The sequence below is a fragment of the Megasphaera sp. AM44-1BH genome (assembly GCF_003467125.1).
In the GTDB taxonomy this organism is placed as follows: Bacteria; Bacillota; Negativicutes; order Veillonellales; family Megasphaeraceae; genus Megasphaera.
This window is the reverse complement of record NZ_QSFA01000015.1, coordinates 39,630-64,498: the sequence shown is the minus strand read 5'-3', so window position 1 is coordinate 64,498 and position 24,869 is coordinate 39,630. Positions and strand designations below refer to the sequence as shown.

Here is a 24,869-nt window from a genome sequence, read left to right as displayed (position 1 = left end):
AAAAATCTTATATTTTTTATTGTCCTCTTGACGGGGAGCAGTTCACAGGAGACTGTCTGATCAGGCAGCCTCTTTTTTTGTCTTTCTGGTTATTTACGTATTCTATAACCATTATCAGCCTTTAATATTTCTCATTCAATGCTTTCCGCCTTAGCCGGGCTGCCCGTGAATTCATCACCTTTTCACAGAAGGAAAAAGGACCCAATGGCATCCGCATTTCCGATTGAGTGACTGTGTGGTGGATACAGACCAATAATCCTTTTTGTACATACGTTGTGTCACGGATTTTGTACAGAATGAATAGAGCTATTATGCAGACGTAGTTTATGTGATACAATACATGCGTATTTTACTAGATGGTATCAGAATAAGAAGGTGTCTGTATGAAACAATGGGAAAAAATCATAGCCACAGCTTGTGTAGGTACAGGACTGCTGTGGATGGGTACGGTATTGCCGGCTCAGGCAGCTCCGGCAGCGGGTCATTTTGCCAACGGGGCTATGTCACACAGGCGGAGTTTTCTCGCAGGGGCGTTCCTGGATAAAGGGATTGCGGCTTATAAGTCTGGTAATTATACATTGGCCCTGCAGTATTTCCATGATGCCGATGAACATGGCCATTCCAAAGCGTCACGATATATCGGACTGTGTTATGAAAATGGCTATGGCGTAGAGAAAAATCTGAAGACGGCCGTGCAATGGTATACGAAGGCGATGCAGCGTGGCGATGTGACCGGGACCTATTATCTGGGACATATGTATGAAGATGGGCTGGGCGTGGCTGTCGATTATACCAGGGCCAGAGAAATGTATGAAAAAGCTTCATACCGCAGTGACATTATTTCTGCGCCGGCCCAGAACGCACTGGGACGCATGTACGAAAAAGGAGAAGGAGTCCCGGCCAATCTTTCGATGGCCCGGCAGTGGTATGAAAAGGCAAGTATGGCAGGATATGAAGAAGCGACGGATGCACTCGTGCGTTTGGGAGAGCCCATACGGGTAACGACCCCACGGGTTATGACACAGCGCGTCATGGCAGGTCACAGTACAGATATTGTCAACGGTGTGACGCAGATAGATTCCTCTTATATCTGGAAGCCAGTACAATCTATCGATTTCTCCTCAAAACATGACGTTTTTATCAAGAATAGCGATGGCTCACTGACTCCGATGGATGAACCGTGGTTTGATGCAGAAGAAATCGCTCCCGGCACGTGGAAAATCCAATCTGATGGAGATTACTGCTATCTTCTCGAAGGGGATTCCATTGCCGTTATGATTGACTGTGGGTATGGGGCCGGGAATATACGGCAATATGCAGAAACGCTGACGACGAAGCCTGTCAAATATGTCATCAATACGCACTATCATTTTGATCATACGGCCAATGATGCCTACTTTGATGCGGCATTCATGACGGCAGAAAGTATTCCCTATGCGACCGTGCCTTATACCAGTTTTTCCGGAATTACCTTCCCGCGGGATTATCCGGTCATAACTGTGACCGATGGCTATACCCTGAATCTCGGCAACCGGGAACTGAAGATCATTGCATTTCCCCATTCGAACCATACTCTGGGAGGCATTGCCATATTAGATAAGTCACGGAGAATTTTATTCAGTGGTGACGAATTTCTTTTCCCATCCAAAGCGGAACTCAATATCTCACTGGAAGACTTTGCAGAAAATATGAAACGCATAGAGAACGTCCGCAGTGACTTTGACGTACTCTATGCCGGTACAGGCAAAAAAGATGGCACCATGTTTGACCAGTACTATCAGGCTGCCATGTACGGTATATCCCCTCAGATGACCTATACTTTGTCCGATAAAACTCAAAAACGAACCGAAACACTGGAAAAAACAGCAGATGGGCACATCATATACACGCGTGGCAGTGTGCGCCCCGGTGACCAGACCGAAAATGCTCCGGAAAACATACCGCAGGGACAGCGTGCCACCTATACATACAACGGCTTTGCGGTAAGCTTCATTGTGCCCGGGAAAGCAACAGATACGAAATGAGATTATATCTGACATTTTTGGATGGATAAAATGCAATTTACTGAAGTGATGGAGTGTGACATCATTAGAAAAGAGAAGAGAGGAAGATATTATTTTAGAGAAGTATTAGTAAATAAAGATTCCTGTTAAATTCAGGAAAATTAATTTAATAATGAAAATCACCTCTGACATTAGTACATGGATACTGATGTCAGAGGTGATTTTTTATGAATTTACTTTTTATCCGGAATGGGTACTAAGAAAAGCTGGTTGCTGCCGTCTTCTGATCCGGGGAACTGATTGTACATGGAAAACATCGATTGGAACCGTTGCCAGGAGTAGATTCCATACCCGTCCTGGTTATGGTCGGTGGTATCGTACGGATCGGCGACGATGATGACGTCGTCGGCTTCATTGGCGGTTCCCATGTCATCGTAGCCAATGATTGCCTGCCAGTGGCCGCTCCAGTCTATCCAGCAGACCAGGATGGGATGGCCCTCTTTCAGGAATTGGCGTACATCGCTGGCAGAGAGTGTCCGGCCTTTCTTTTGGTAGTCACTGCTTGAGATGTAATGGAATCCTCCGACGCCGTCAAATATATCCTTCATCTGGCGCAGCGTCGTTCCCGGATAGCCATTGGGAAAACCGGGGACGATCACGCTCTTCAGAGGATGACGCAGGTCAGCCAGTTTTTGCTCGTCCCAGCCGTCTGCCCGGCCATACCATTGCAGTACTGTCAGGGCGGCTGCTGGTCCGCAGGACCACTCGCTCGTCTGTTGGAAGGTCTGGTATCCGCTGAGAATGATCCGGGATGCCGTGGATTTCATGTGGTAGAAATCGGGATGAGCGTAATACGGGGAATCGGGATGGTCGTACTGCCGTTCAATGGAGGCAGCTCCTTCATTGGGTGTCAGCCGGGCAGATACGGCCAGTTTCATATCGTTCGTAAAATCAGAAGCTGCATAAGCTGCTCCTGTTGTACCTATCAGTATAGTCGTACATAACAGAGCACACAGCCGTTGTTTCAGTTTATTCATAGGCAGCCTTTATTTGATGAACGGTCAGTCGAAATGACGGTCGAAGAGGTCGCTCTTTTCCAGAAATTCTTCTACTGTAGCAAATCCCAAGTGTTTAAGCAGTTCGATGACATAAGGATTTTCGACAGGCGTCCGGCTCTGGGCTTCCTGTCCGTAGGCCTGGACGCAGGCTTTGCCGTCTTCCTTTTTGATGATGGCCCGGGGGCCACCGACACAGCCACCGACGCAGCCCATCCCTTCAAAGAAATTGCCATCGCGGTTACCGGCGAGAATGTCATTGATCATGGCTTTGCAGCCGGGAACGCCATCGGCTTTGCGGGTCTTGATGGGCACCTTGCGGTCCGGATCCAGCTGGGAGACGGTCATGGCTACGGCTTCGGAAACGCCGCCGGCATAGGCATAGCCGATACCGGACTGGGATGCGTGGGGGACATTTTCTTCTTCCATCCGGGCCAAATCGATATTGGTGACGGAAAACAGATCACGCAGTTCCTGATAGGTCAGGACATAATCAATGGCACCGGCGATATCCGGTTCTTTGCGTTCGGCTTTTTTAGCAAGGCATGGACCGATGAATACGGTCTTGGCATTGGGATGCAGTGCCTTTACCGTGCGGCCTCCGGCTATCATGGGGGAAACAGAACCGGGGACATTTGGCAGCAGCTGGTGATACAGTTTCTTTATCATGGCAATCCACATAGGACAGCAGCAGCTCGTCAGCTGGAATTGTTCTTCTGTATGGACGTTTTTGTCAAATTCCAGCGCTTCTTTCATGGTCAGGATATCGGCAAATACGGCGACTTCCAGCATGCCGGTGAATCCCAGATGTTTCAGGGCGGTGCGTATCTTCCCTATGGTGACGTCAGGACCGAACTGACCGGAGATAGCCGGTGCCACCAGTGCATAGACCGGGCCGTCATAGTCATGCAGTTCCTGTACGACGGGGATGATATCTTTACTGGTTTTGAGACTTTCCAGTTTGCAGGCATCGACACAGGCCTGACAGCCTACACATTCCGCATCGTTGATTACCAGCCCTTTGCCATCGGGAGATGGCTTGATAGCGCCCCAGGAACAGGCTTCCTCACAGGGGTGTTTTTCATCAGGCGGACAAACGCAGGGTTTTACCCGCCAGATCAGCGGATGGTCGTCTGGATGGGCCAGGCAGTCGATGAGCTTCGGGTCTCCATCGACATCGATCGGCTTGCCATCAGCGGCCTGCCTGAGCATCTGCTGGTACAGTTCATCTAATGTTTTCATAAGGAACCTCCTTTATAAGCATCTGCTAACATAGAATGATGCAACTTTATTTTAGCAGATTTTTCGAAATTGCAATAGCTTTATTATCATTTGATATTTCTCATCGGAAAGGCCAGTCCGGATTGGTATCGCTAGTACAATTTCCTCACCAAACCAGACATAAACAAAGGCTCTTTGCCCACTGGATGTGAGCAAAGAGCACATGCTTAGTTGGAAATAAAATGTAAATTTTTAAAAATATCTCTGATAGAAGGGGACAGTCTTACAAACTATTAGCCGGCATAACCGCCTTTGACGCCTTCGCGGGCATCTCTTTCCCAATCTTCGAAATGTTCCTTTGCAGCCTGGCCGATCTGTTCGTCGTTGTTGTAATCACCGAGTTCTGTCGGTACTTCATCTTCCGGATTTTCCGGGGCGCCGACGGCTTTTGCAAATTCCCGGCCGTATTCGCGGCACGTTTCCTGTGTTGCCTGGTCCGGATTCCACTGGCAGCGGAGTCCGTCATTTACGACATCAAAACCGGATCCCTGAAGAAGGGCTGTAATCTGTTTGACTGCTTCACCGCTCCAGCCATAGCTGCCAAAGGCGGCTGCTTTTTTATTCTTGAATTTCAGGCCACGGATCATTTCCATGATGCCGCCGATGGAGAAGAGGAAGCCGTAGTTAATCGTCGGAGAACCTACGAGTATGGCCTTCGATTTGAAGACCTCCGTAACAATGTCGTTCTTGTCATCCACGGCAGAATTGAACAATTTTACTGTCAGCGTCGGATCAGTTTCGCGCAGGCCTTCGGCAATGCATTCGGCCATGCGGCGCGTCGAATTCCACATCGTGTCGTAGATGATAGTAATCTGATTTTCCTGATAGGCTTTTGCCCATTCCTGGTATTTAGCAACGATCCGCAGCGGGTTATCACGCCAGATAACACCGTGGCTGGGGCAGATCATGGATACAGGTACATTCATTTTCAGGATTTCATCAATCTTACGGGTAACCATGGGACTGTACAGGTTCAGGATATTAGCATAGTATTTCATAGCTTCCTGGTACAGTTCGGCCTGGTCCACGCAGTCGTTGTACATCTTTTCGCTGGCATAGTGCTGGCCGAATCCATCATTGCTGAAGAGGATATTTTCGCCGGTCATATAGGTAAACATCGTATCGGGCCAGTGCAGCATCGGGGCTTCGATGAAGACGAGCTGGCTGCTTCCGAGATCCAGCGTATCGCCGGTTTTTACATTGACGAAGTTCCAGTCCTGGTGATACAGACCGCGCAGGATGGCTTCCCCTTTTTTCGTGCAGTAAATCGGTGTGTCCGGGATTTCACGCATCAGGGCCGGCAGGGCACCGCTGTGATCGTTTTCATTGTGGTTCATGACGATATAATCGATGTCCCTGAGGTCGATTTCGCGCTTCAGGTTAGCGACAAATTCTTCATCAAAGGGTTTCCATACGGTGTCCATCAAAACGGTCTTCGTATCGCGGATCAGGTACGAGTTGTACGAAGATCCTTTTTCTGTAGAATATTCATGTCCATGGAATTCATTCAATTCCCAATCGATTTTTCCTACCCAGGTCACTTTGTCTGTCAATTTTTTTCCCATGTGTATCGTCTCCTATTCGTATTATCACTAACATGTAGATCGGCGTTTCGTCCTTACATGGTTAGTATAATCCAGCGGATACTATGTGACAGTTGCATTTGCAACGGACTATCATTTTTATTGAAAAAATCTGCCGGAGGAACATAGGGTTATGGCCGTGGGCATGGTATAATGGAAAAAACGATGCAGGGAATGGAGATGACAATCTTGGCAAAACTGGATCTGGGAGACTGGCAGGAGCTGTTTTCAGAAAAGATATGTAGTGATAAGATAGTCAGGAGGGACATCTGATGATGAAGAAAACGTGGATGAGAAAGGTATTGCAGATTCTGAGCATTTGTTGTTTGTCCGGTGTGCTGGTACAGGCAGCTGAACCAGCGGATACATTTCAGCAGCTGGAACCGCAATTTGTCCTCAAGGAGCAGGTGCCGGTCCACTTTACGGGGGCTGATGCGGATGATTATGTCCTGAGCGGATATGTGAAAGGTGCCAGTTATGGGCCATCTCATGTGGCGGCTGTCATGACCTATGATGAGATGCAGAAGAAATGGACTCCTATCTACCAGAGTGAGCGAAAATATGCCCCGCTTCATGTCCTGTCGGGAAATCTGCTGAACAATAAACGGGATCAGCTGGTATTGTATAAACACGAAGGAAGCGGAGCGTTCCTGAGCTATGATGTACTGGCCTGGCTGAATGAAAAGCCACAGGTACTATTAAGCCGGTCGGCTATTTTCCAGGGAAATGTAGAAATCAAAAATGGCCAGCTCGTCGAACACATGGGCCATCAGGATACGGTGTACCGCTGGAAAGGCAAACGCCTGATTGCAAAAGAACTGCCTGAAGAAATCGCCGTCCCGGCAGGACATACCATTTCATTTAGTATTGGTAATAACGGGATTGTTTATACATCCCAGCAGTCGCTGACCATGAAAGTAGGAGAAACGATGCAGTTGCGCCGGCTGAACCGGGGGATACGGGAACGCGTCCTGTACAATGGACAGGGGGCGCTGACCTGCAAAGACGACTTGTTCACGGCAAACAAACCGGGAACGTCAACGATTACCATCATTCCCGATGGATACAACTGGGACAAAGCCGTCAAAATCGTCGTCCGCGTCATAGTATGACCGATGGTTTGTGTCGTACCCCTTGCGAGTGCATGAAATTGTATGATAGAATAATAATCAATAATAATTATCTAAATTACATGAGGAGCGTGAACGCAAATGAAAAAATGGACAATGGTTGTTTCTGCAACTCTCTTGACGCTGGCTGCTTCGGCCGCATTTGCTTCTGTACCCCAGGAGTCTTTGTATCTGGGTGGCATTGGGTATGGCAGTGATGGTTCGTATGTACGGCAGATATACGGTGCGCCGACGGAGATTGAGCGTGAGTATACGTCGTCTGTTCCGTCCGGGTCGGTTGTCGAGTATGAATATGGCGATTCGGTATCCATTCATCTGGCGGATGAAATCGTATATCGTGTAGAATCCTCGGCCAACAATGGCTGGCAGACGCCGGAAGGAATCCACGTAGGGATGGATGCGTCGGTGTTGCAGGAGACATATGGCGCACCCGATGTGATTCATGGTGACAAGTTCATCTATACTGCCGTTGGGACACCTGATGTAGGAATGGTTTTTGAAATCGAAAAAGGGAAAATTGATGAGATAGAAATAGGGAAAATCAAGTAAGTTTATTGAGAGAGAACTGCCTGACCGGACGGAAATTCGTACGGTCAGGCAGTCTTTGTTTTACATATATTTTTCTGTTTCGTGAGCCTTGAGCCAGTTACTCCAGGAATGGACAAAGTTTGTCCGGTAATTTTCTTGTACATACTGATAGAAGAGCCGTATCATGCGGCTCTTTTCATTGTAGTACGGACCTTTCCAGTCGGATGGAGAGGTATGGGAAACGGTATGGGCCGTATAATTTCCCCCGATTTCATATTCTCTGTACAGGATGTCTTTCAGGGGAACGGATGGATTTTTCATCATATCGTACAGGTTCATGAAAGCCGTCGTCCGGCCCATGCCGGCTTCACAATGAAAGTGCAGCCAGGCCTGGGGCGGCAGGGACTGGACAAAGCGGATGAACTGGTCTATCGTTTCCGGCCGGGGCCAGAGGTGGTCTGTAGCCGTGATGCGGTAATAGTGAAGGCCTGCAGCCTGCACGAGTTCTTGTTCCGTCTGTGCCCGGCCGACGAGGACGGTGCGTACAGGAAGGACGGCATCGTCTTTTCCCTGCTGATACAGAGTGATGGTCTTTCCTTTGAGGTGGTGAAGCCGATTTTTTTCGTCCTGAAGGACAGCGTGATGGCTTTTGCCTTTATTACCCCAGTCCCGCGGCCCGTACCAGCTGATGGGGATCCCATTGGCAAACCCATGGGATTCCTGACGCAGGTCTACAATGTACACCGGTCCGGATGCCTTTTCTTTTAATACGCCAGCCAATGCCTGCAGCTGCTTTTCCGTGAATTGTGCCGAGCCGGAAGCGTGCAGTCTGGATAGTCCTCGCCGGGACGGAATATAGGCAGCATCGATTTCCTGCTGATATTTTTTTTCGACAGGCCGGAAGGACATATCGGTTGTACGGAAATTGCGGGGGAGTGCCGTTACATCGGTGGCGTCGAGGCGCCAGACCCGGCCTTCACAGGAGAACCGGGATACTTCCGCAGGAGAAGGGCCCTGAAGAGTTGATGAGGATGGCGGAATCTGCCCGTACGATATGATGGGGCAGGCAAGTAGTGCAAACAGAAATACGATGGCAGTGTTTTTCATAGGATTCCTTTCCTGCCGGACAGAGCCTCCATAAGGCCAGCGGCAATAAAAAAGGAATTGCGGCATGGTCCACGCGTCCCATGGTCAATTCCTGTAATAGTATGTAAAAGATAAAATAAAAACAGAGGCCACTTTCAGTGACGGCCTCCGTTTTTCTGGTGGAGATGAAGAGGATTGAACTCTCGACCTTACGGATGCGAACCGCACGCTCTCCCAGCTGAGCTACATCCCCATGAACTGATAGTATTATCCTAAATCAAATTTGTGAATTACGCAAGTCCTGATTTAAAAAATTTATATTCTTTGTTTAACATTTCCTAATCCTTTATATACCATATTTTTAATAATCATTGGTATACTCCCGGTATAGACAATCACATAGTGCATGGGAGGAACGGAAATATGAAATTTTTAGTTACATACAGGACGCGCATTTCACAAATACTGGGTCTGGCCTTTGTCGTGTTATTTCTTGTTTCGGGAAAACCGCTGGAAATGGCAGCCCCGATGCTGACGGGGATTCTTTTCTTTTTAGGATGTCTGCTGGTGGGGCTGGCGACGGCGGGAAGAATGTGGTGTGCCCAGTATATTGCCGGTTATAAAGACGGGGTGCTGGTTCGGGAAGGTCCCTATTCGGTCTGCCGCAATCCTCTGTATTTCTTCAGCTTCCTGGGGTGTGCCGGCGTCGGATTGTGCACGGAATCCTTGTCGCTGGCAGCAATGCTTATTATGGGATTTGCCGTGATATACCCTGTAATAATCCGGTCAGAAGAACAGAAACTGCTCCGCTTGTTTGGCAAGCCTTACGAAGAATACCTGGCCGACGTGCCCCGGTTCATCCCGGACAGGAGCCTGTATTACGAACCGAAAGAATATACGGTAAAGCCCAAAGTTTTCCGCAAGGCGGCCTTTGATGTATTGTGGTTTATCGGAGTCGTCGGTATTTTAGAGTGTCTCGAAGCCATCCAGTCCACCGGAGTGATTCCACAGCTGTTGCAGCTCTATTAATTTTTTCCTTTACTCTTATGCGGCTTCCTGCCATAATATAAGTAAAAAACTGCAGGAGGCATACCTATGAAGCACGATGATGATATGACGTTTTCACCGGATGAACTGGATACGCTCAACATATGGCAACAGAAGGAAGAGTTTTATGATCAAGGGATTTCTACTACGGAAGTCTGGCAGAATGGCTGGAGCGAAGGCTGGCAGGACGGGGCCCGGGATCAGATGCGCAAAATAGTGCAGAATTTGTTGAAACTCGGCGTAGCGACGGATGTCATTGCCCAGGCGGCAGAGTGGTCTCCCGGCGATGTAGAGGCAGAACGGGGTTCTCTAAAAAAATAATATATTCTGATTCATCTTCTCTATCAGGCAGGTCTTGCAAATTATGAAGGCAAGACCTGTTTTCTATACATAAACAGCATGCATCGTATCTTTTTTATGAAAAATAATACATTATGACCTATAACGTGTTATAATAGTTATAGCAAATAAAACTCGGGGGATTATGTATAGCAGGAGCAATGGCAGGCGCCCCTGCATTTTATATATAGGTGGTTGCTTGGTATGCTGCAGAGAGAAGGTGTGGTATGCAGGAATATGGCAGATTGAGGGAATTGCGGTATGAAGCCCGGCTGTCTCAGCAGGAAGTGGCAGATATGCTGCACTGTACGCAGGTGGCGTACAGCCTGTATGAATCAGGAAAACGGAAGATTTCGATTGCCAGACTGGCTATTCTGGCACGGTTCTACGAGACTTCCATCGATTATATGGTAGGTCTGGTAGACGAACGGAAACCTGCCGGCCCGTATGTAAAAAATTGGAAAGAAATCCACTGATTAAAAGGACTGCAGGGAAGCGGGGCTTCCCTGGCAGTCCTTTTGTCGGTTCTGATTATTTGATGATAGCGCCGTAATGGGCCGATGTGACCAGGCGGGCATAGACAGACAGGTATCCGTCTTTGATTTTTGGTTCCGGAGCCTGCCAGTGTGCCAGTCTTCTGTCGATTTCTTCCTGCGGAACGAGGAGGTCGAGTCGGCGGTTGGGGATATCGATGCGGATGCGGTCCCCGTCTTCTACGATAGCCAGGGGACCTCCTTCAGCTGCTTCAGGAGAAATATGGCCAACGAATCCGCCTTTGTTGGAACCGGAGAAACGGCCGTCAGTGATGAGGAAAACATCTTCTGCCAGTCCATATCCCAGCAGCAATTCCAGTGGCGTAAACATTTCTCTCATGCCAGGGCCGCCTTTGGGTCCTTCGTAACGGACGACGATGATATCTCCTTTTTCAATTTTATTGTCGTATATGGCCTGGGTCAGGTCTTCTTCGCTGTCGTATACTTTGGCCGGACCTTCAAAGGTATGATGCTCTACGGGGATGGCTGCGGGTTTGCAGACGCCGGAAAGGGGCGCCAGATTGCCTTTGATAATAGCCAGTCCTCCGTCGGGGCGGACCGGGTCTTCCAGCGGATGGATGACCTCCGGACGCAGGATGCGGGCGTCTTTCAGATTTTCCTCCATGGTTTTCCCCGTTACGGTAAGAGCATCGCCGTGAAGCAGGGGCAGGATTTCATGCATGACGGCAGGAACGGCGCCAGCTTCGTAGAAATCAACCATGTCGTACTGGCTGGCTGTCATGAGCCGGGCAATCTGTGGTGTCGTACGGCTTAGTTTTTCGTAGTCGTCTATAGTAAATGGAACTTTGGCTTCGTGGGCAATGGCCAGGATATGCATGATGAGGTTGGTCGAACCGCCGATAGCCATGCCGAGGCGGACAGCGTTTTCAATGGATTTGCGGGTGATGATATCACGGGGACGGAGACCTTCTTTGACCATATCGACGATGCGTCGTCCCGACTGGCGGGCTACGTCCATGCGCTTTTTGTCTACTGTGGGAATCATGGCAGAACCAGTCAGGGACATGCCCAGGCCTTCTGCCAGGCAGCTCATGGTATTGGCCGTACCAATCATCTGACAGGAACCGGGAGTAGGACAGGCAGCGCGTTCTACCGTTTCGAACTCTTCACGGCTGCACTGGCCGGACCGGTATTTTCCAGCGTATACGGCTGTTTCATTGACGTCGATGTCTTTCCCGTTATGGTGACCGGGATACATGGGGCCGCCGTTTACGACGATGGCGGGCAGGTTCAGCCGGGCAGCGGCCATGAGGATGCCCGGCACGATTTTATCGCACGAACCGAGGAGGACCATGCCGTCCAGCATGTGGGCCTGGACCATGATTTCAATGCTGGCAGCGATGATTTCACGGGACGGGAGGATATAATGCATGCCATCGTGGCCCTGGGCGATGCCGTCGCAGCCGCCGATGGTCCCGAATTCGCAGGGGGTGCCGCCGTTTTCTTCAATGCCGGCGCGGACATAACTGGCAATGCGCTTCAGGTTATATTGTCCCGGGCAGATATCGTTCCAGGTATTGACGATAGCAATAAATGGTTTTTTGAAATTTTCGTCATTATAGCCCATAGAGCGGTATAGGCCGCGGGCCAGGGCGCCTTTATCGGGATCGCCGATGAATGATGCACTTCTCCAAGTCATATGTATACACTCCTTTACTTATTTTACTTGTATCCTAGTATTCGCTTTATGTACGTTAAGTATACGTTTCTTTTCTGATGAATGTCAATGCAGAAACGGCATATCTTGTCCAGTATGAATAATCTATATGCTTTATGAAAGATACATGTGTCCTGTGCATACAAAAATCCGGCCCTGTCATGGACGGGGCCGGATTAGCGTTGTATGAGTTATGCAAAATAGGTCGGATAGAATTCTTTTAGCCCTTTGAGAAGGGGGAGGACTCGGACGACGTGGGGGCCCATTACGTCCAGAGCCGCCTGTTCATCCTGATTTTTGATGGCTTCTACGATCCGGCGATGCTGGTCGAATACGATTTCCATCTGATTGACCCGGGACATGGTGACCAGCACGCGGGCGCGGAGATAATTGAGGTCCGTCTGGGTAAGGTAATCCCAGATGCGGCCGCGATGGCAGCCATCGAAAATTGTTTTATGTAGTACTTCATCCAATCTGAACAAGCTGTTATTGTCTGATTTTGCAATGGCCTGCTGCTCCCGTGCCAGGTTATTTTCCAGGCGTTTCAGGTGTGTTTTGGGGAATTTTTCGCAGGCCTGCTTGATAATGGCGCATTCCACGGCCTGGCGCATGAAACAGGAATCGTCGAGTTGTTCTGTATGGATCCGCGATACTGTCGTTTTACGTTGTGGAACGATATCGAGCAGCTTCAGCTGGGCCAGGCGTACGAAGGCATCGCGCACGGGCGTACGGCTGATGTCGAGCTGGGATGAAATGTCTTGTTCGGAAATAGCGGTGCCGAGCACGAGCTGGAAGGACATGATATTGTCGTACATCATGCGGAAAACATATTCCCGGCTGTTTTCCCTTGGCTTTTTCGGTGATAGTTTTAGTTCTGTCATAGTTAACCCTCTGTAAACGTTATAGATGCATGCTATAGGTTATTATAGCATAGATGACTTAGACTTTGCTACGGATGTCAAAATATTCCCAAAATCATATTAATATTTTCCACATAGTGCAACGGAAACGGGTCTGTGATACCCTGAGTAGTATGAGTATAGGTGATAATATGTACGATTGCTATTACGAACTTGCATTTTGATTATATATAAAACGTGCTATGATTACAAGTAGGGAGCCTCTTTCAGAGGAGTGGTATGCATGAATCAATTCAAGGAAAAAATCAAAAATGGAGAAGCATTGCTGGGAACGTTCATCGAATTGAATAACCCGGCCATTGCACAGATTGCCGGTCTGGCAGGATATGATTTCGTGATTCTCGATGGGGAACACGGCGAAATCGCTGTCGAAGATGCAGCCAATCTGGCACGTGCGGCAAAGCTGGCAGGGACAGCCGCTATTTTCCGCGTCAATACCAATGATCCGACCCTCATTGGAAAAGTGCTCGATACAGGTGCTGACGGTGTAGAAATTCCAGAAATCGGATCTGCCGAAGAAGCAGAACGGGCTGTCAAAGGCGCAAAATTCACACCGGAAGGCGAACGGGGCTGCAACCGTTTTGTCCATGCCGGCGAATATGGCCGCATGACGAGTGAACAGTTCTTTGGCCAGTCTAATGCCAATACCATCGTCGTGCTCCAGGTAGAAGGGCAGGACGGAGCCAGAAATATTTCGGATATACTGAAAGTCAAAGGCGTAGATGTCGTATTCATCGGACCCTATGATCTTTCGGCATCCCTTGGCATCCCGGGACAGACGGAACATCCCAAGGTTCTGGCTCAGATTGATACGATCCTGAAATTGGGCAAAGAAAATGGCGTGGCAATCGGTCTGTACGTAGACAGCATCGAATCGGCCATCAACTGGAAACAGAGGGGCGTACAGTATCTGGCTCTGCAGACGGATACGGTCAGCCTGTATCAGCATTTCCAGGCTAATACGGATGCCTTCCACGCAGAATAAGGCTATATGTTATGGTACTACAAATAAAAACGGGACTGTCTTTGGGCAGCCCCGTTTTTATTTGCCTTGGTTTGCCGATGTGGTACCAGTGACGTTCTTCTCCGGACCGGGTAATCTATGGTATGATAAGTATAGTACAGGAGAGGAGGATGGCTGTGAATATGCTGCAGATGGGGATGCTGGTCGTCGTGGCCTTTGTCATTTTTGTCGTACTGGCATCCATGGGCGTGATACATTGATGTACACATAATTTTGCCCCCGGCGTCAGGGGAAGGAAACGCCGGGGGCAGAGAGGGTCTTGCTATATTATTTGTGGTACAAATTGAATGAGCGGAGACAGGTATCACTTCCTACGCCACCTGTACCGCCGCCAGCAATGGTTTCCGGCATGGCGGGACTGGTATTTTCCGTACCAGTCAGATTGGCGTTAAAGACACGGGCAGTAACATCGGAACCGACACCACCGATACCGCCACCGGCAATTGTGGCGGGGCTGGCCGTGCTCTGGATCGCTTCATTGCCCGTCGATCCTTCGTTGAAGGCCCGTGTAGCAATATCGGAGCCGATGCCGCCAGTGCCCCCGCCGGCAATGGTCGCCGGTTCGGCTGCCAATACGGCTGTACTCATGAGCATGGAAATTGCGAGTCCTAATACGAATGTCATTTTACTTTTCGTCATATGTATCATCCCTTTCTGTTATGTATAGTATAGCTTACAGATATCGGGATGTCTGCGACATTATTGCGCATTCTGTCCAGTATTGATCAGGGTGTACATTTTTCCGAAGAAACATAATCCCTCGTTCAGAACCTTTTTTAAGTCTTCTACGGTTTCCTCCTGGGTATATTTCAACAGGATCCCGTGGGCGGTGACGATTTCGCCGGAAATCATTTCAAAGGGCAGTTCTTCCTGCGGTGCAAGGGCTCCCGATGTATCGTCTTTCTTCAGATTTTCCCAGAGACAATATTTGATCAGAATCTTCCATTTCTGGATAAACCGCATATTAGGCTGCTGGACGAGAAACAGGTAAAAAACCTTTCTGTTTTCCTGTATATAGCGGATCGTGTCGGAACAGAAATGATCCTGCCGGTTGAGATAGTTGGTCTTGACGTATACGTCATAAATCGGGATGAGCTGACGGAGATAGTAATCTTCCATATCCATGAGAAGTTCATCTATATTTTTATACGTCAGATAGAACGTACTGCGGGCGATATAGGCTGTTTTGCAGAGTTCCTTTACGGTGATTTCATGATATTGTTTCTTATATCCTAATACAGTCATGGCCTGCCAGAGAGCAATCCTGCCGGATGTCATTTTCGGCAGTGTTTTTAGTTTGGGGGAAAATGGGTTATTCATATGAGACATCCTCCTTTTGCCCTTTATTATAACAGAAACTGTTTTAGAATTGGCAAAGACTGGACACAATGGAGGAAAATGTCCGATTGGATAAGAAAAAAGGGTATAGAGAGGGTAGATAATTGGCAGAAATCATGTATAATGTACATCATACTAATTGTGATAATCACTAGGCATAAGGGGGATTTTGTATGGCAACTCTGGTGAGTCCGCAGAATACGTGGATGCTCATGACGATAATGTGCGGAGCCGTAGCGGTTTCTATTTATCTGGAACAACGGTATACCTGGGCGTCGCGGATTTCCGGCGCCGTCATCGCGCTGGTCATGGCCCTGGTTCTGGTCAATACGGGGATTATTCCTACGAGTGCGCCCATTTATGACGATGTTGTCTGGGGCTATGCCGTGCCTCTGGCCATTCCGCTCCTTTTGCTGCAGGCAAACCTGCAGAAAATATGGCGGGAAACGGGGCGGCTGCTCTTTATTTTTTTGATTGGCTCTGCCGGCACGGTCTGTGGGGCCGTTCTGGGGACCTGGCTGCTGGGGCCTTTTGTGCCGGGGCTTCCTAAGGTCGCTGCCATGATGACCGGCTCGTATATTGGCGGCGGCGTGAATTTTACGGCACTGGCCGATGCCTTCAAGGCTGGCGGCACCCTCGTTTCGTCGGCGACGGTGGCCGATAATCTCAATATGGCGGTCTATTTCCTGGTCCTGCTGGCTATTGCCGGCAATGCCTTTTTCCGCCGGGTCTATACCCATCCCCATATTGACGCCGTATTGCAGAACGGCGTATCGGAAGAAGGTAAGACGCTGGCTGCGGCTTACTGGGGGAGAAAAGATATTTCCCTTAAAGATATTGCCATCGATCTGGCCTATGCTGTCATCGTCGTGACCATTTCCAAACTGATTGCGGCAGGGCTGGCCGGTGTCATCCCTAAAGGAAACTGGTTCCTCGATATGTGCAATACTTTCTTTGGCAGCCAGTATGTGTGGATTACGGTCATTTCCATGGTGTATGCCACGTTTTTTGCTAAAAAAGCTGCGGCTATGCATGGCGCCCAGGAAGTGGGGACATATTTCATTTATCTCTTTTTCTTCGTCATCGGCGTGCCTGCTTCGATTATGGAAATCCTGCGCAATGCACCGCTGCTATTTGTATTCTGCTTCCTCATGGTCGTCGTCAATATGGCATTCTGCTTCATCGGCGGCAGATTGTTCCATTTCGATCTGGAAGATATTATCCTGGCTTCCAATGCCAATATCGGCGGACCGACGACGGCTGCCGGCATGGCTATTTCCCAGGGATGGACCCGCCTCGTCGGGCCGTCTATGCTGGTCGGTACGTTTGGTTACGTCATCGGTACCTATCTGGGTATCATCGTCGGCAGTCTGCTGGGGGCCTGACACGAAAAAATTATAAAACGGAGCTGTACTAAGCAGACCATCGGTTTATGTTAGTATGGCTCCGTTTTTGTTATATGAATTCGACAAAAACACACACTTTTTCTTGCTCATGAGTTATAATAATCATATACACTGCGAATAAGGAGGTACGGATTCATGAATATCGAACGATATCGTGTCAAAGAAGGAGAAAAGGTAGACCTCAGTCAATATGCCACAGCGTGTAACATAGACGTGGATAAAAAGAAAGTAAAAAAAGAATGGATGCCCCGCGTAATGGAAGAACTGAACGGCTGGCAGGAAAAGCTCTATGCCGACAACCATTACGGAATCATCATCGTATTGCAGGCCATGGATGCCGCAGGAAAGGATGGTACGGTCAAACACGTCTTTGCTCAGCTGAATCCGGCCGGGGTGCATGTTACCAGTTTCAAACAGCCCAGCGCCGAAGAAAAGGATCATGACTATATGTGGCGGATCAATAAAGCCCTGCCCGGCCGCGGAGAAATCGGCATATTCAACCGGTCCCATTATGAAGACGTCGTCGTAACCCACATTCACAACCTGATTAAGAGCGACGGCATGCCGGAAAAACTGATTGGCAAGGATATATGGGAACGCCGTTACCGTCAGATACGGGATTGGGAACGGTATTTGGCGGAAAATGGATTCCCCATGGTCAAAATTTTCCTTCACGTATCCAAGGATGAACAGAAAAAACGCCTCATAGACCGCATTGTGACCAAACAAAAGAACTGGAAATTCTCCATGTCCGATATCAACGAACGAAAGTACTGGAACCGGTATCAGAAGATATACGGGGAAGTCCTGAGTGCGACATCGACCAAGTATGCCCCGTGGTATATCGTGCCGGCCGATGACAAATGGTATACCCGCTACGTTGTAGCCCAGATTGTTCTGGAAAAACTGAAGGCCATTAAGCCGGACTTTCCGAAACTGGCTCCCGATGTGGAAAAACAGCTGGCACAGTTCCGCATGCTGCTCAAGGAAGTCAATCTGGACGAACTGAAAAACATCAAGGATATCATCGATAAGAAGCAGGGCGGAAGCCATGATGGAAATACGAAATAATCATGTATACAAGATGTTTTTCGCATGAGTAAAGCGTTTGACCTTGACTTATTTTTCACAAATTTCGTATAATAAAAAAGAACAATACTTCTTTTTTTATCTTAATAAATTCATTGGTAACATAACCCCGATGCCGCCGGATGGGGATATATCTGCGGTTTAGTCCGGCCAGAGCGGACGGGTTTATGCGTAAGGAGGTACCCAGAGACATGTACAAACTTTCACAAATTGCAGAAGAATATCAGAAGAAACTCGTGACGCCGCAGGAAGCGGCAGCTATCGTCAAAAGCGGAGACCGCGTATCCTACGGCCTCGGCTGTTCGGCTCCGTACGATACAGATAAAGCACTGGCGGACCATATCAATAATGATGGTCTGAAAGACGTCGAAATCATTGATGCCACACTGATTCAGGATCATCCTTTCTTTACCTATACGGAAACGGAATCCAATGATCAGGTCCGCTTCGTATCGGGCCATTTCAATGGATTTGACCGCAAAATGAACAAAGCTGGCCGCTGCTGGTTCATGCCGCTCCTCTTTAATGAACTGCCGAAATACTGGAGCCATAAAAAAGTCGATGTCGCCATCTTCCAGGTACATCCCATGGACAAATGGGGCAATTTCAATCTGGGGCCTCAGGTAGCCGATTTACGCGGTATCCTGAAATCTGCTGATAAGGTCATCGTAGAAGTCAATCAGAAAATGCCGAAGGCACTGGGATATGAAACGGAACTGAACATTGCCGATGTAGATATGATTGTAGAAGGCTCCAATCCGGATATGCCGATTGTCCCGAATAAACCGTCTACACCTGTGGATGATAAAATTGCCAGCTTCGTCGTACCTATGATCAAAGACGGCAGTACACTGCAGCTCGGCATCGGTGGTGTTCCGTCCGCTATCGGCCACAAACTGGCAGAATCGGATGTCAAGGACCTGAGCGGCCATACGGAAATGCTGGTAGATCCCTACGTAGAACTTTATGAAGCCGGCAAGATTACAGGGAAGAAGAACCGCGACAGAGGTAAGATCATGTACACCTTCGCCGGCGGCACGCAGCGCCTGTATGATTTCATCGATGACAACCAGATTGTATTCAATGCTCCGGTCAACTATGTCAATAACATCAATGTTGTTGCCAGCATTGACAACTTTGTCTCCATCAACAGCTGCATCAACCTCGACCTCTATGGCCAGGTCTGCGCAGAATCGGCAGGGTACCGCCATATCAGCGGCACCGGCGGTGCACTGGACTTCGCACAGGGCGCGTATCTCTCCGAAGGCGGCCAGGGCTTTATCTGTGTCCATTCGACGCGTAAACTGAAAGACGGCAGCCTGGAATCGCTGATCCGCCCGACACTGACTCCGGGTTCTGTCGTTACGACACCGCGTTCGGCCGTTCACTACATCGTTACGGAATACGGCGTAGCCCTCCTCAAAGGCCAGTCCACATGGCAGCGTGCCGAAGCGCTGATCAATATTGCTCATCCTGATTTCCGGGAAGACCTCATCAAAGAAGCAGAAAAAATGGGCATCTGGACAAAGACGAGCAAAACAGAATACTGATCCGGATACGGATAAATATATAAAAGCGGGACCGCAGCCCATGGGTATACACTCATGGGACTGTGGCCCCGCTTTTAATTTCTCTTTTATTTCAGTACAGCGCCCGTATTGGCAGACGTGACGAGGCGGGCATATCGGGACAGATAGCCCGTTTTGACTTTGGGTTCCGGTTGTTTCCAGGCAGCTTTGCGTTCGGCTAGTTCTTCATCGCTGACGCAGAGTTCCAGTTTGCGCCGGGGAATGTCGATGGAAATGGTATCTCCGTCGTGGATGAGGGCGATAGGGCCGCCTTCCATGGCTTCCGGTGAGATATGACCGATGCAGGCTCCGCGGCTGGCACCGCTGAAACGGCCGTCCGTGAGCAGTGCGACTTTGAGGCCCATGCCGGTAATGACTGCCGTCGGGTTGAGCATTTCTCTCATGCCCGGTCCTCCTTTGGGACCTTCATATCGGATGACGACGACATCACCTTCGTGGATTTTGCCGCCGATAATGGCCTCGATGGCGTCTTCTTCGGTATCGAAACAGCGGGCCGTTCCTTTGTAGACGAGGAGGTCCCGGTCTACGGCACTTTCTTTGATGACCGAGCCGTCGGGAGCCAGATTGCCTGTAAGGATTGCGATGCCGCCTTTGTGCATATAGGCATTTTCCACACCGTGAATGACTTCGTGATTCAGGATTTCCGCGTGTTCGATGCGGCTGGCAATGGTACCGGTGACGGTTTGTGCTCCTGTATGAATGAGTCCCAGTTTCGTCAGTTCCTTCATGACGGCGCTGATGCCGCCGGCTTCATCCAGGTCCTGCATATGATAGGTGCCGCCCGGACTCATTTTGGTGATGTAGGCGGATTTGCGGCTGATTTCATCGAAGACACAAAGCGGCAGGTCAACGCCTGCTTCATGGGCAATGGCAGGCAGATGGAGAGCTGTATTGGTCGAACCGCCGATGGCCATATCGACAGCGATGGCGTTTTCGAAGGCTTCACGGGTCATGATGTCACGGGGACGGACATCGCGGCGTACGAGGTCCATAATGACTTCACCGGCTTTTTTCGCCAGCATGCGGCGCCGTCCGAAATAGGCGGCCGGAATGGTGCCGTTGCCGGGAAGCCCCATGCCAAGTACTTCTGTGAGACAGTTCATGGTGTTGGCCGTAAACAGCCCGGCACAGGATCCGCAGCCCGGGCAGGCCCGTTCTTCCATATCTTCCAGTTCGTCCGGCGTAATCTGCCCCGATTCTACTTTGCCGGCGGCTTCGAACATGGTGCTGACGCTGATATTGCGTCCCTGGTAACGGCCGGCCAGCATAGGGCCGCCGCTGACGACGACAGCCGGGATATTCAGGCGGCCGGCAGCCATGAGCATGGCCGGTACGATTTTGTCGCAATTGGGGATGAGGACCAGCCCGTCAAAGGCGTGGGCCGTCGCGACGGCTTCGATGGAATCACAGATCAGTTCGCGGCTGGAAAGGGAGAATTTCATGCCGTCATGGCCCATGGCGATGCCGTCACAGACGCCGATAGCGGGAAATTCGATAGGCGTGCCTCCGGCTGCGGCTACGCCGAGTTTGACGGCCTGGGCGATTTCCCGGAGATGGATATGACCGGGAATGATTTCATTGAACGAGTTGACGACGCCGATGAGCGGCTTGGACAGGTCTTCGTTGGAATAGCCCATAGCATGGAATAACGTACGATGAGCCGTACGGGTACTGCCTTTTTTTACGATGTCACTGCGCATAAGATGCCTCCTTCTGGAATGGAAATGTATGTTCTATAGTATACGATATCAGAATCAGACGCTTCCCGATACGGCCTGCTTCAATCCCTGCTGGCCCAGATACCAGGTGACGAATTGATGGGCAATGCGGCCGTTGCGTCCGGAATGTTCATGTTCCCAGCGTACGCCGAGAATCCGCAGCGTTTCATTATCGAGCGTGATGCCGGCTTTTTCCAACTCATGGCGGATTATAGCCAGGTATTCCTCCTGGGTGGGCTGGGTGTAGTGCAGAATCAGGCCGAACCGGTCTGACAGAGAAATCGATTCATTGGCACTGTCCTGCATGTAGATATCATCAATCTGGTCGCTGCGGTCCTGCCAGGATTCGCGCAGGAGATGACGGCGGTTGCTCGTTGCATAGATGAGCACATTATCCGGCTGGGGCGTGACGCCGCCGTCGATGACCGATTTCAGATATTTGTATTCTGTTTCCCCTTCGTCGAAGGACAAGTCGTCGAAAAAGAGGATAAATTTCAGATTTTTACTGGCACATAGCCGTTCCATGACGGCTGACAGCTGTGATAACTGACCGCGGGCAATCTGGACCAGCCGCAGGCCCCGGTCCTGGTAGCGGCTTACCAGGGCCTTGACGGCCGTTGATTTGCCTGTGCCGCGGGCCCCCGTGAGGAGCACGTTGTTGGCCCGGTGGCCGGCAAGAAAGGCCCGGGTGTTTGCCAGCAGTTTTTCTTTCTGCCGCTGATAGGCAATGAGGTCATCCCAGTCATAGTCCGGAAAATCGCGGATTCCCGTAAGGTGTCCTGATGAAGAAAGACGGAACGCCGTGAACCGGGCTAGAGAGCCGCTGCCATGGGTCTTGTAATGGTCCAGCAGTATCCGGGCCGCCTGTCCGGGCGAATCTGCCCGGGTGAGGCCGTCCATCAGGCTGGTCAGTTCGTGGGACCGGACCGGGGCGGCCGGTACATAGGCGGACAGAAAAGCGCATCCCGTAAGAGACGCTGTGTCCATGCGCAGATACGGCAGCAGGACTGCCATGTCCGATGCCAGGGCGGCTTCAAGGCCGGGCCCGTATGTGCCGCTTCGTTCCAGCGTCCGCGATGCCGTATTGTCACCCCAGATGAGCTGATAAGTCAGATAGGCTGGCAGCAGGTTTCCCGAAAGTCCCAGCTGTTCGGCTTTTTCAATGAGCCGGGCGGAAAGCTTTGAGGGCAGGTCTTCCTGACCGGGAGACTGCTGCAGGGACTGCAGTGTCTGGATGAGGGGGTCAGAGAGAAGATCCCGGCAGACGAGAAGGTGATGTAAATCGGGACAGGTCATAGCGGCTCCTTTCTACGGTTCCATGTGCTTGACCGCATCTTTTCCCCGGGACAGGCTGATAGAGCCGGTGCGGGCAATTTCCAGTATTTCGTAATACTGCAGCATATTCAGCATGGCATCGATGTGGTCTTCCCGGCCGGCAAGGCGGAAAATGAGGGACTGTTTGTCAACGTCTACGATTTTGGCGTGGAACAGTTCTGCCAGATTGCTGAGCTCAATCCGGTCTTTGGCCGTGATGTACCGGATTTTGATCAGGGCCAGGTCGTAGCTGACAAAGGGCTTGTTGTCGAGGATGACGATTTTGATGACATTGATTAATTTCGCCAGCTGGTTGACGGCCTGATCCAGTTCCCAGTGGTCTTTGACTTCTACGATGATATTGATACGCGTAATATCGGCATCTTCCGTGTAGCCGGCATTGATGGCTTCGATATTGATGCCGCGGCGGCTGATGAGGCCGGCGACATGGGTCAGGACGCCCGGTTTATTATCTACGAGCAGAGCGAGATGTTGTCTCATGTCCGGTTGCCTCCTTCCAGAATCATTTCATTCAGGCGTTTGCCGCCCGGTACCATGGGATAGACGTTTTCGTCGGCCGGAATGGTCACTTCCAGCAGAGCCGGTCCCGGTACGGACAAGAATTTTTCTATGGCATCGTCCAGCTCATCCGGCGTCGTGGCCGTAAAGCCCGGGACGCCCATGGCTTCTGCAACGGCGGTGATACGGTTGTCCTTTTTCAGCAGGGATGCGGCATAACGGCGGTGATAAAACATGCGCTGCCATTGATTCACCATGCCGAGGACACCGTTGCAAAGGACGACGGTCTTGACGGCAATGCCGTTATCAGCCAGTGTGGCAAATTCCTGACAGTTCATCATGATGCTGCCGTCGCCGCTCAGCAGCAGGACGGTCTTGTCGGGACAGGCGAGCCTGGCGCCCATGGCAGCCGGGAGACCGTAGCCCATGGTGCCCAGTCCGCCAGAAGTGATGAAATGGCGGGGTTTTTCCGTGTGGTAGAACTGAGCAGCCCACATCTGATGCTGGCCTACGTCCGTGACGACGATGGCGTCATCATCCAGTTGCTGATTCAGTTTTTGAATCAGCACGTCCGGCGCAATCTGATTGACCAGATTGCGGCAGGAAAACGGGTGGTCTTTCTTCAGGGACAGGACGTGATTGCGCCACTCCTGATACTGTTTTTTGTACTGTGTCCGGCCCTGCTGTACCTGATTGGCCAGCAGCGGCAGTGACCAGCGGAGGTCACCGCCTACACTGATATCGGCATGGACGATTTTATTGATTTCCACTTTATCGATATCAAAATGGACAATCTGTGCATTAGGCGCAAAGTTTTCGGCATCTCCTGTCACACGGTCATCGAAACGGCTGCCGATGGCCATCAGAAGGTCACATTCCATGACGGCCATGTTGGCCGCGTACGACCCATGCATGCCGACCATACCCAGATGATTGGCATAGCTGTCAGGAACGGCTCCTTTGCCCATCAGCGTCGTAATGACGGGAATCTGTGTTTTTTCTACAAAGGAACGTAAATACTCTGATGTATTGGAAAGGATGACGCCGCCACCGGCCAGGAGCAGTGGCTTACGCGCGGCTGCCAGTGCTTCTACGGCCCGGGTGACATGGTCTTCCTGCCCGATGTAGCGGCCGCTGTATCCCCGGAGATGGACCGTTTTGGGATATTTGAAATTCAATACGGCATCAAATACATCCTTTGCAATATCGATCAGGACGGGACCGGGACGGCCCGTCGAGGCGATATAAAAGGCTTCTTTCAGGATATGGGGTAATTCTTCCACATCTTTTATCAAATAGTTGTGCTTGGTAATGGGCGTCGTAATGCCGGAAATATCGGCTTCCTGGAAAGAATCCCGGCCGATCAGGCTGGTCGTGACCTGGCCGCTGATAATGACCAGAGGAACAGAATCCATATTAGCCGTAGCAATCCCTGTAACCATGTTGCAGACACCGGGACCGGACGTAGCAAAGCAGACCCCTGTTTTTCCCGTCGCCCGGGCATAGCCATCAGCTGCATGGATGGCCCCCTGTTCATGTCCGGTAAGAATGTGCGGAAATTCTGCTTTATATAATTCATCGTATAACGTCAGCACGGTGCCACCGGGATAGCCGAATACGACAGATACACCTTCTTTTTTCAGGCATTCGATAATTGCCTGTGCACCATTGATGTTCATTACCCCATCC

Annotated in this window: 22 protein-coding genes and 1 tRNA gene; 10 read left to right on the top strand and 13 right to left on the bottom strand. The window is 50.3% G+C overall.

Annotated features, from left to right (window positions below; all coding sequences use genetic code 11):
* Positions 1-383: 383 nt before the first annotated feature.
* Positions 384-2,024, top strand: a complete 1,641-nt coding sequence (locus DW949_RS10250; RefSeq protein WP_118023126.1) for an MBL fold metallo-hydrolase — start codon at positions 384-386, stop codon at positions 2,022-2,024.
* A 212-nt stretch (positions 2,025-2,236) separates the two neighbouring features.
* Here DW949_RS10250 and DW949_RS10245 read toward each other — a convergent pair whose 3' ends face one another.
* From DW949_RS10245 to DW949_RS10235, 3 genes are all read right to left on the bottom strand, one after another.
* Positions 2,237-3,040, bottom strand: a complete 804-nt coding sequence (locus tag DW949_RS10245; protein ID WP_118023125.1) for a C39 family peptidase — start codon at positions 3,038-3,040, stop codon at positions 2,237-2,239.
* A 24-nt stretch (positions 3,041-3,064) separates the two neighbouring features.
* A complete protein-coding gene (locus DW949_RS10240; protein ID WP_118023124.1) occupies positions 3,065-4,300 on the bottom strand; it encodes a [Fe-Fe] hydrogenase large subunit C-terminal domain-containing protein in 1,236 nt (411 codons plus the stop codon).
* Between the two features lie 272 nt (positions 4,301-4,572).
* Entirely contained in the window at positions 4,573-5,904 is a 1,332-nt protein-coding gene (locus DW949_RS10235; RefSeq protein ID WP_118023123.1) for an anaerobic nitric oxide reductase flavorubredoxin, read from the bottom strand.
* Between the two features lie 290 nt (positions 5,905-6,194).
* Between DW949_RS10235 and DW949_RS10230 the strand changes: the two genes are divergently transcribed.
* Positions 6,195-7,034 (top strand): hypothetical protein, encoded by an 840-nt coding sequence (locus DW949_RS10230; protein ID WP_118023122.1) that lies wholly within the window; start codon positions 6,195-6,197, stop codon positions 7,032-7,034.
* A gap of 99 nt (positions 7,035-7,133) precedes the next feature.
* Positions 7,134-7,601, top strand: coding sequence for a hypothetical protein (locus DW949_RS10225; protein ID WP_118023121.1), 468 nt, complete (start codon positions 7,134-7,136; stop codon positions 7,599-7,601).
* Between the two features lie 60 nt (positions 7,602-7,661).
* Here the strand turns inward: DW949_RS10225 and DW949_RS10220 are convergent, their stop codons facing one another.
* Together DW949_RS10220 and DW949_RS10215 are read right to left on the bottom strand one after the other, a co-directional pair.
* Entirely contained in the window at positions 7,662-8,687 is a 1,026-nt protein-coding gene (locus DW949_RS10220) for a protein tyrosine phosphatase (protein ID WP_158570669.1), read from the bottom strand.
* Positions 8,688-8,843: 156 nt separating this feature from the next.
* A tRNA-Ala gene (locus tag DW949_RS10215) sits at positions 8,844-8,919 on the bottom strand.
* A gap of 170 nt (positions 8,920-9,089) precedes the next feature.
* On the opposite strand from DW949_RS10215, the gene DW949_RS10210 reads away from it, so the two are divergent.
* The 3 genes from DW949_RS10210 to DW949_RS10200 all read left to right on the top strand — a co-directional run bounded on the left by DW949_RS10210 (position 9,090) and on the right by DW949_RS10200 (position 10,528).
* Positions 9,090-9,695 (top strand): isoprenylcysteine carboxylmethyltransferase family protein, encoded by a 606-nt coding sequence (locus DW949_RS10210; protein ID WP_118023119.1) that lies wholly within the window; start codon positions 9,090-9,092, stop codon positions 9,693-9,695.
* 66 nt (positions 9,696-9,761) lie between these two features.
* Positions 9,762-10,034: a hypothetical protein gene (locus DW949_RS10205; RefSeq protein ID WP_118023118.1), complete on the top strand. Its 273-nt coding sequence runs from the start codon at positions 9,762-9,764 to the stop codon at positions 10,032-10,034.
* A gap of 245 nt (positions 10,035-10,279) precedes the next feature.
* Positions 10,280-10,528: a helix-turn-helix domain-containing protein gene (locus DW949_RS10200; RefSeq protein ID WP_118023117.1), complete on the top strand. Its 249-nt coding sequence runs from the start codon at positions 10,280-10,282 to the stop codon at positions 10,526-10,528.
* Positions 10,529-10,583: 55 nt separating this feature from the next.
* Here the strand turns inward: DW949_RS10200 and ilvD (DW949_RS10195) are convergent, their stop codons facing one another.
* Both ilvD (DW949_RS10195) and DW949_RS10190 read right to left on the bottom strand, forming a co-directional pair.
* Positions 10,584-12,245, bottom strand: coding sequence for a dihydroxy-acid dehydratase (ilvD, locus tag DW949_RS10195; RefSeq protein ID WP_118023116.1), 1,662 nt, complete (start codon positions 12,243-12,245; stop codon positions 10,584-10,586).
* A 209-nt stretch (positions 12,246-12,454) separates the two neighbouring features.
* Positions 12,455-13,144, bottom strand: coding sequence for a GntR family transcriptional regulator (locus tag DW949_RS10190; protein WP_118023115.1), 690 nt, complete (start codon positions 13,142-13,144; stop codon positions 12,455-12,457).
* 262 nt (positions 13,145-13,406) lie between these two features.
* Here DW949_RS10190 and DW949_RS10185 point away from each other — a divergent pair, with 262 nt between their 5' ends.
* Positions 13,407-14,168: an HpcH/HpaI aldolase/citrate lyase family protein gene (locus DW949_RS10185; protein ID WP_118023114.1), complete on the top strand. Its 762-nt coding sequence runs from the start codon at positions 13,407-13,409 to the stop codon at positions 14,166-14,168.
* 306 nt (positions 14,169-14,474) lie between these two features.
* Here DW949_RS10185 and DW949_RS10180 read toward each other — a convergent pair whose 3' ends face one another.
* Together DW949_RS10180 and DW949_RS10175 are read right to left on the bottom strand one after the other, a co-directional pair.
* Positions 14,475-14,846, bottom strand: coding sequence for a hypothetical protein (locus DW949_RS10180; protein ID WP_118023113.1), 372 nt, complete (start codon positions 14,844-14,846; stop codon positions 14,475-14,477).
* A 60-nt stretch (positions 14,847-14,906) separates the two neighbouring features.
* The gene (locus DW949_RS10175) at positions 14,907-15,527 is read right to left on the bottom strand and encodes a TetR/AcrR family transcriptional regulator (protein ID WP_118023112.1); all 621 of its coding nucleotides are present in this window, start codon (positions 15,525-15,527) and stop codon (positions 14,907-14,909) included.
* Positions 15,528-15,718: 191 nt separating this feature from the next.
* On the opposite strand from DW949_RS10175, the gene DW949_RS10165 reads away from it, so the two are divergent.
* From DW949_RS10165 to DW949_RS10155, 3 genes are all read left to right on the top strand, one after another.
* Entirely contained in the window at positions 15,719-16,930 is a 1,212-nt protein-coding gene (locus DW949_RS10165; RefSeq protein WP_118023110.1) for a DUF819 domain-containing protein, read from the top strand.
* A 156-nt stretch (positions 16,931-17,086) separates the two neighbouring features.
* Positions 17,087-18,022 carry a polyphosphate kinase 2 family protein gene (locus DW949_RS10160; protein WP_118023109.1) on the top strand — a complete coding sequence of 312 codons (936 nt, stop codon included), beginning with the start codon at positions 17,087-17,089 and terminating at the stop codon, positions 18,020-18,022.
* Between the two features lie 209 nt (positions 18,023-18,231).
* Complete coding sequence (locus tag DW949_RS10155; RefSeq protein WP_118023108.1) at positions 18,232-19,590, top strand: acetyl-CoA hydrolase/transferase family protein; 1,359 nt, start codon at positions 18,232-18,234, stop codon at positions 19,588-19,590.
* An 86-nt stretch (positions 19,591-19,676) separates the two neighbouring features.
* Here the strand turns inward: DW949_RS10155 and ilvD (DW949_RS10150) are convergent, their stop codons facing one another.
* The 4 genes from ilvD (DW949_RS10150) to ilvB are packed head-to-tail and all read right to left on the bottom strand — an operon-like array spanning position 19,677 to position 24,859.
* Complete coding sequence (gene ilvD / locus DW949_RS10150) at positions 19,677-21,329, bottom strand: dihydroxy-acid dehydratase (protein ID WP_118023107.1); 1,653 nt, start codon at positions 21,327-21,329, stop codon at positions 19,677-19,679.
* Between the two features lie 54 nt (positions 21,330-21,383).
* Complete coding sequence (locus DW949_RS10145; RefSeq protein WP_118023106.1) at positions 21,384-22,643, bottom strand: ATP-binding protein; 1,260 nt, start codon at positions 22,641-22,643, stop codon at positions 21,384-21,386.
* Between the two features lie 12 nt (positions 22,644-22,655).
* Positions 22,656-23,162 (bottom strand): acetolactate synthase small subunit, encoded by a 507-nt coding sequence (ilvN, locus tag DW949_RS10140; RefSeq protein ID WP_118023105.1) that lies wholly within the window; start codon positions 23,160-23,162, stop codon positions 22,656-22,658.
* Positions 23,159-24,859, bottom strand: coding sequence for a biosynthetic-type acetolactate synthase large subunit (gene ilvB, locus DW949_RS10135; protein WP_118023104.1), 1,701 nt, complete (start codon positions 24,857-24,859; stop codon positions 23,159-23,161). The genes ilvN and ilvB overlap by 4 nt, the downstream gene beginning before the upstream one ends.
* Positions 24,860-24,869 lie beyond the last annotated feature (10 nt).

What these genes read in the sequence shown, in the direction of transcription:
- DW949_RS10165 (WP_118023110.1), top strand. Translation starts at nt 15,719, where the DNA reads ATGGCAACTCTGGTGAGTCCGCAGAATACGTGGATGCTCATGACGATA.
- DW949_RS10225 (WP_118023121.1), top strand. Translation starts at nt 7,134, where the DNA reads ATGAAAAAATGGACAATGGTTGTTTCTGCAACTCTCTTGACGCTGGCT.
- DW949_RS10240 (WP_118023124.1), bottom strand. Translation starts at nt 4,300, where the DNA reads ATGAAAACATTAGATGAACTGTACCAGCAGATGCTCAGGCAGGCCGCT.
- DW949_RS10145 (WP_118023106.1), bottom strand. Translation starts at nt 22,643, where the DNA reads ATGACCTGTCCCGATTTACATCACCTTCTCGTCTGCCGGGATCTTCTC.
- DW949_RS10200 (WP_118023117.1), top strand. Translation starts at nt 10,280, where the DNA reads ATGCAGGAATATGGCAGATTGAGGGAATTGCGGTATGAAGCCCGGCTG.
- ilvB (WP_118023104.1), bottom strand. Translation starts at nt 24,859, where the DNA reads ATGAACATCAATGGTGCACAGGCAATTATCGAATGCCTGAAAAAAGAA.
- DW949_RS10205 (WP_118023118.1), top strand. Translation starts at nt 9,762, where the DNA reads ATGAAGCACGATGATGATATGACGTTTTCACCGGATGAACTGGATACG.
- ilvN (WP_118023105.1), bottom strand. Translation starts at nt 23,162, where the DNA reads ATGAGACAACATCTCGCTCTGCTCGTAGATAATAAACCGGGCGTCCTG.
- DW949_RS10155 (WP_118023108.1), top strand. Translation starts at nt 18,232, where the DNA reads ATGTACAAACTTTCACAAATTGCAGAAGAATATCAGAAGAAACTCGTG.
- DW949_RS10210 (WP_118023119.1), top strand. Translation starts at nt 9,090, where the DNA reads ATGAAATTTTTAGTTACATACAGGACGCGCATTTCACAAATACTGGGT.
- DW949_RS10220 (WP_158570669.1), bottom strand. Translation starts at nt 8,687, where the DNA reads ATGAAAAACACTGCCATCGTATTTCTGTTTGCACTACTTGCCTGCCCC.
- DW949_RS10190 (WP_118023115.1), bottom strand. Translation starts at nt 13,144, where the DNA reads ATGACAGAACTAAAACTATCACCGAAAAAGCCAAGGGAAAACAGCCGG.
- DW949_RS10175 (WP_118023112.1), bottom strand. Translation starts at nt 15,527, where the DNA reads ATGAATAACCCATTTTCCCCCAAACTAAAAACACTGCCGAAAATGACA.
- DW949_RS10250 (WP_118023126.1), top strand. Translation starts at nt 384, where the DNA reads ATGAAACAATGGGAAAAAATCATAGCCACAGCTTGTGTAGGTACAGGA.
- DW949_RS10230 (WP_118023122.1), top strand. Translation starts at nt 6,195, where the DNA reads ATGATGAAGAAAACGTGGATGAGAAAGGTATTGCAGATTCTGAGCATT.
- DW949_RS10245 (WP_118023125.1), bottom strand. Translation starts at nt 3,040, where the DNA reads ATGAATAAACTGAAACAACGGCTGTGTGCTCTGTTATGTACGACTATA.
- ilvD (WP_118023107.1), bottom strand. Translation starts at nt 21,329, where the DNA reads ATGCGCAGTGACATCGTAAAAAAAGGCAGTACCCGTACGGCTCATCGT.
- ilvD (WP_118023116.1), bottom strand. Translation starts at nt 12,245, where the DNA reads ATGACTTGGAGAAGTGCATCATTCATCGGCGATCCCGATAAAGGCGCC.
- DW949_RS10235 (WP_118023123.1), bottom strand. Translation starts at nt 5,904, where the DNA reads ATGGGAAAAAAATTGACAGACAAAGTGACCTGGGTAGGAAAAATCGAT.
- DW949_RS10180 (WP_118023113.1), bottom strand. Translation starts at nt 14,846, where the DNA reads ATGACGAAAAGTAAAATGACATTCGTATTAGGACTCGCAATTTCCATG.
- DW949_RS10185 (WP_118023114.1), top strand. Translation starts at nt 13,407, where the DNA reads ATGAATCAATTCAAGGAAAAAATCAAAAATGGAGAAGCATTGCTGGGA.
- DW949_RS10160 (WP_118023109.1), top strand. Translation starts at nt 17,087, where the DNA reads ATGAATATCGAACGATATCGTGTCAAAGAAGGAGAAAAGGTAGACCTC.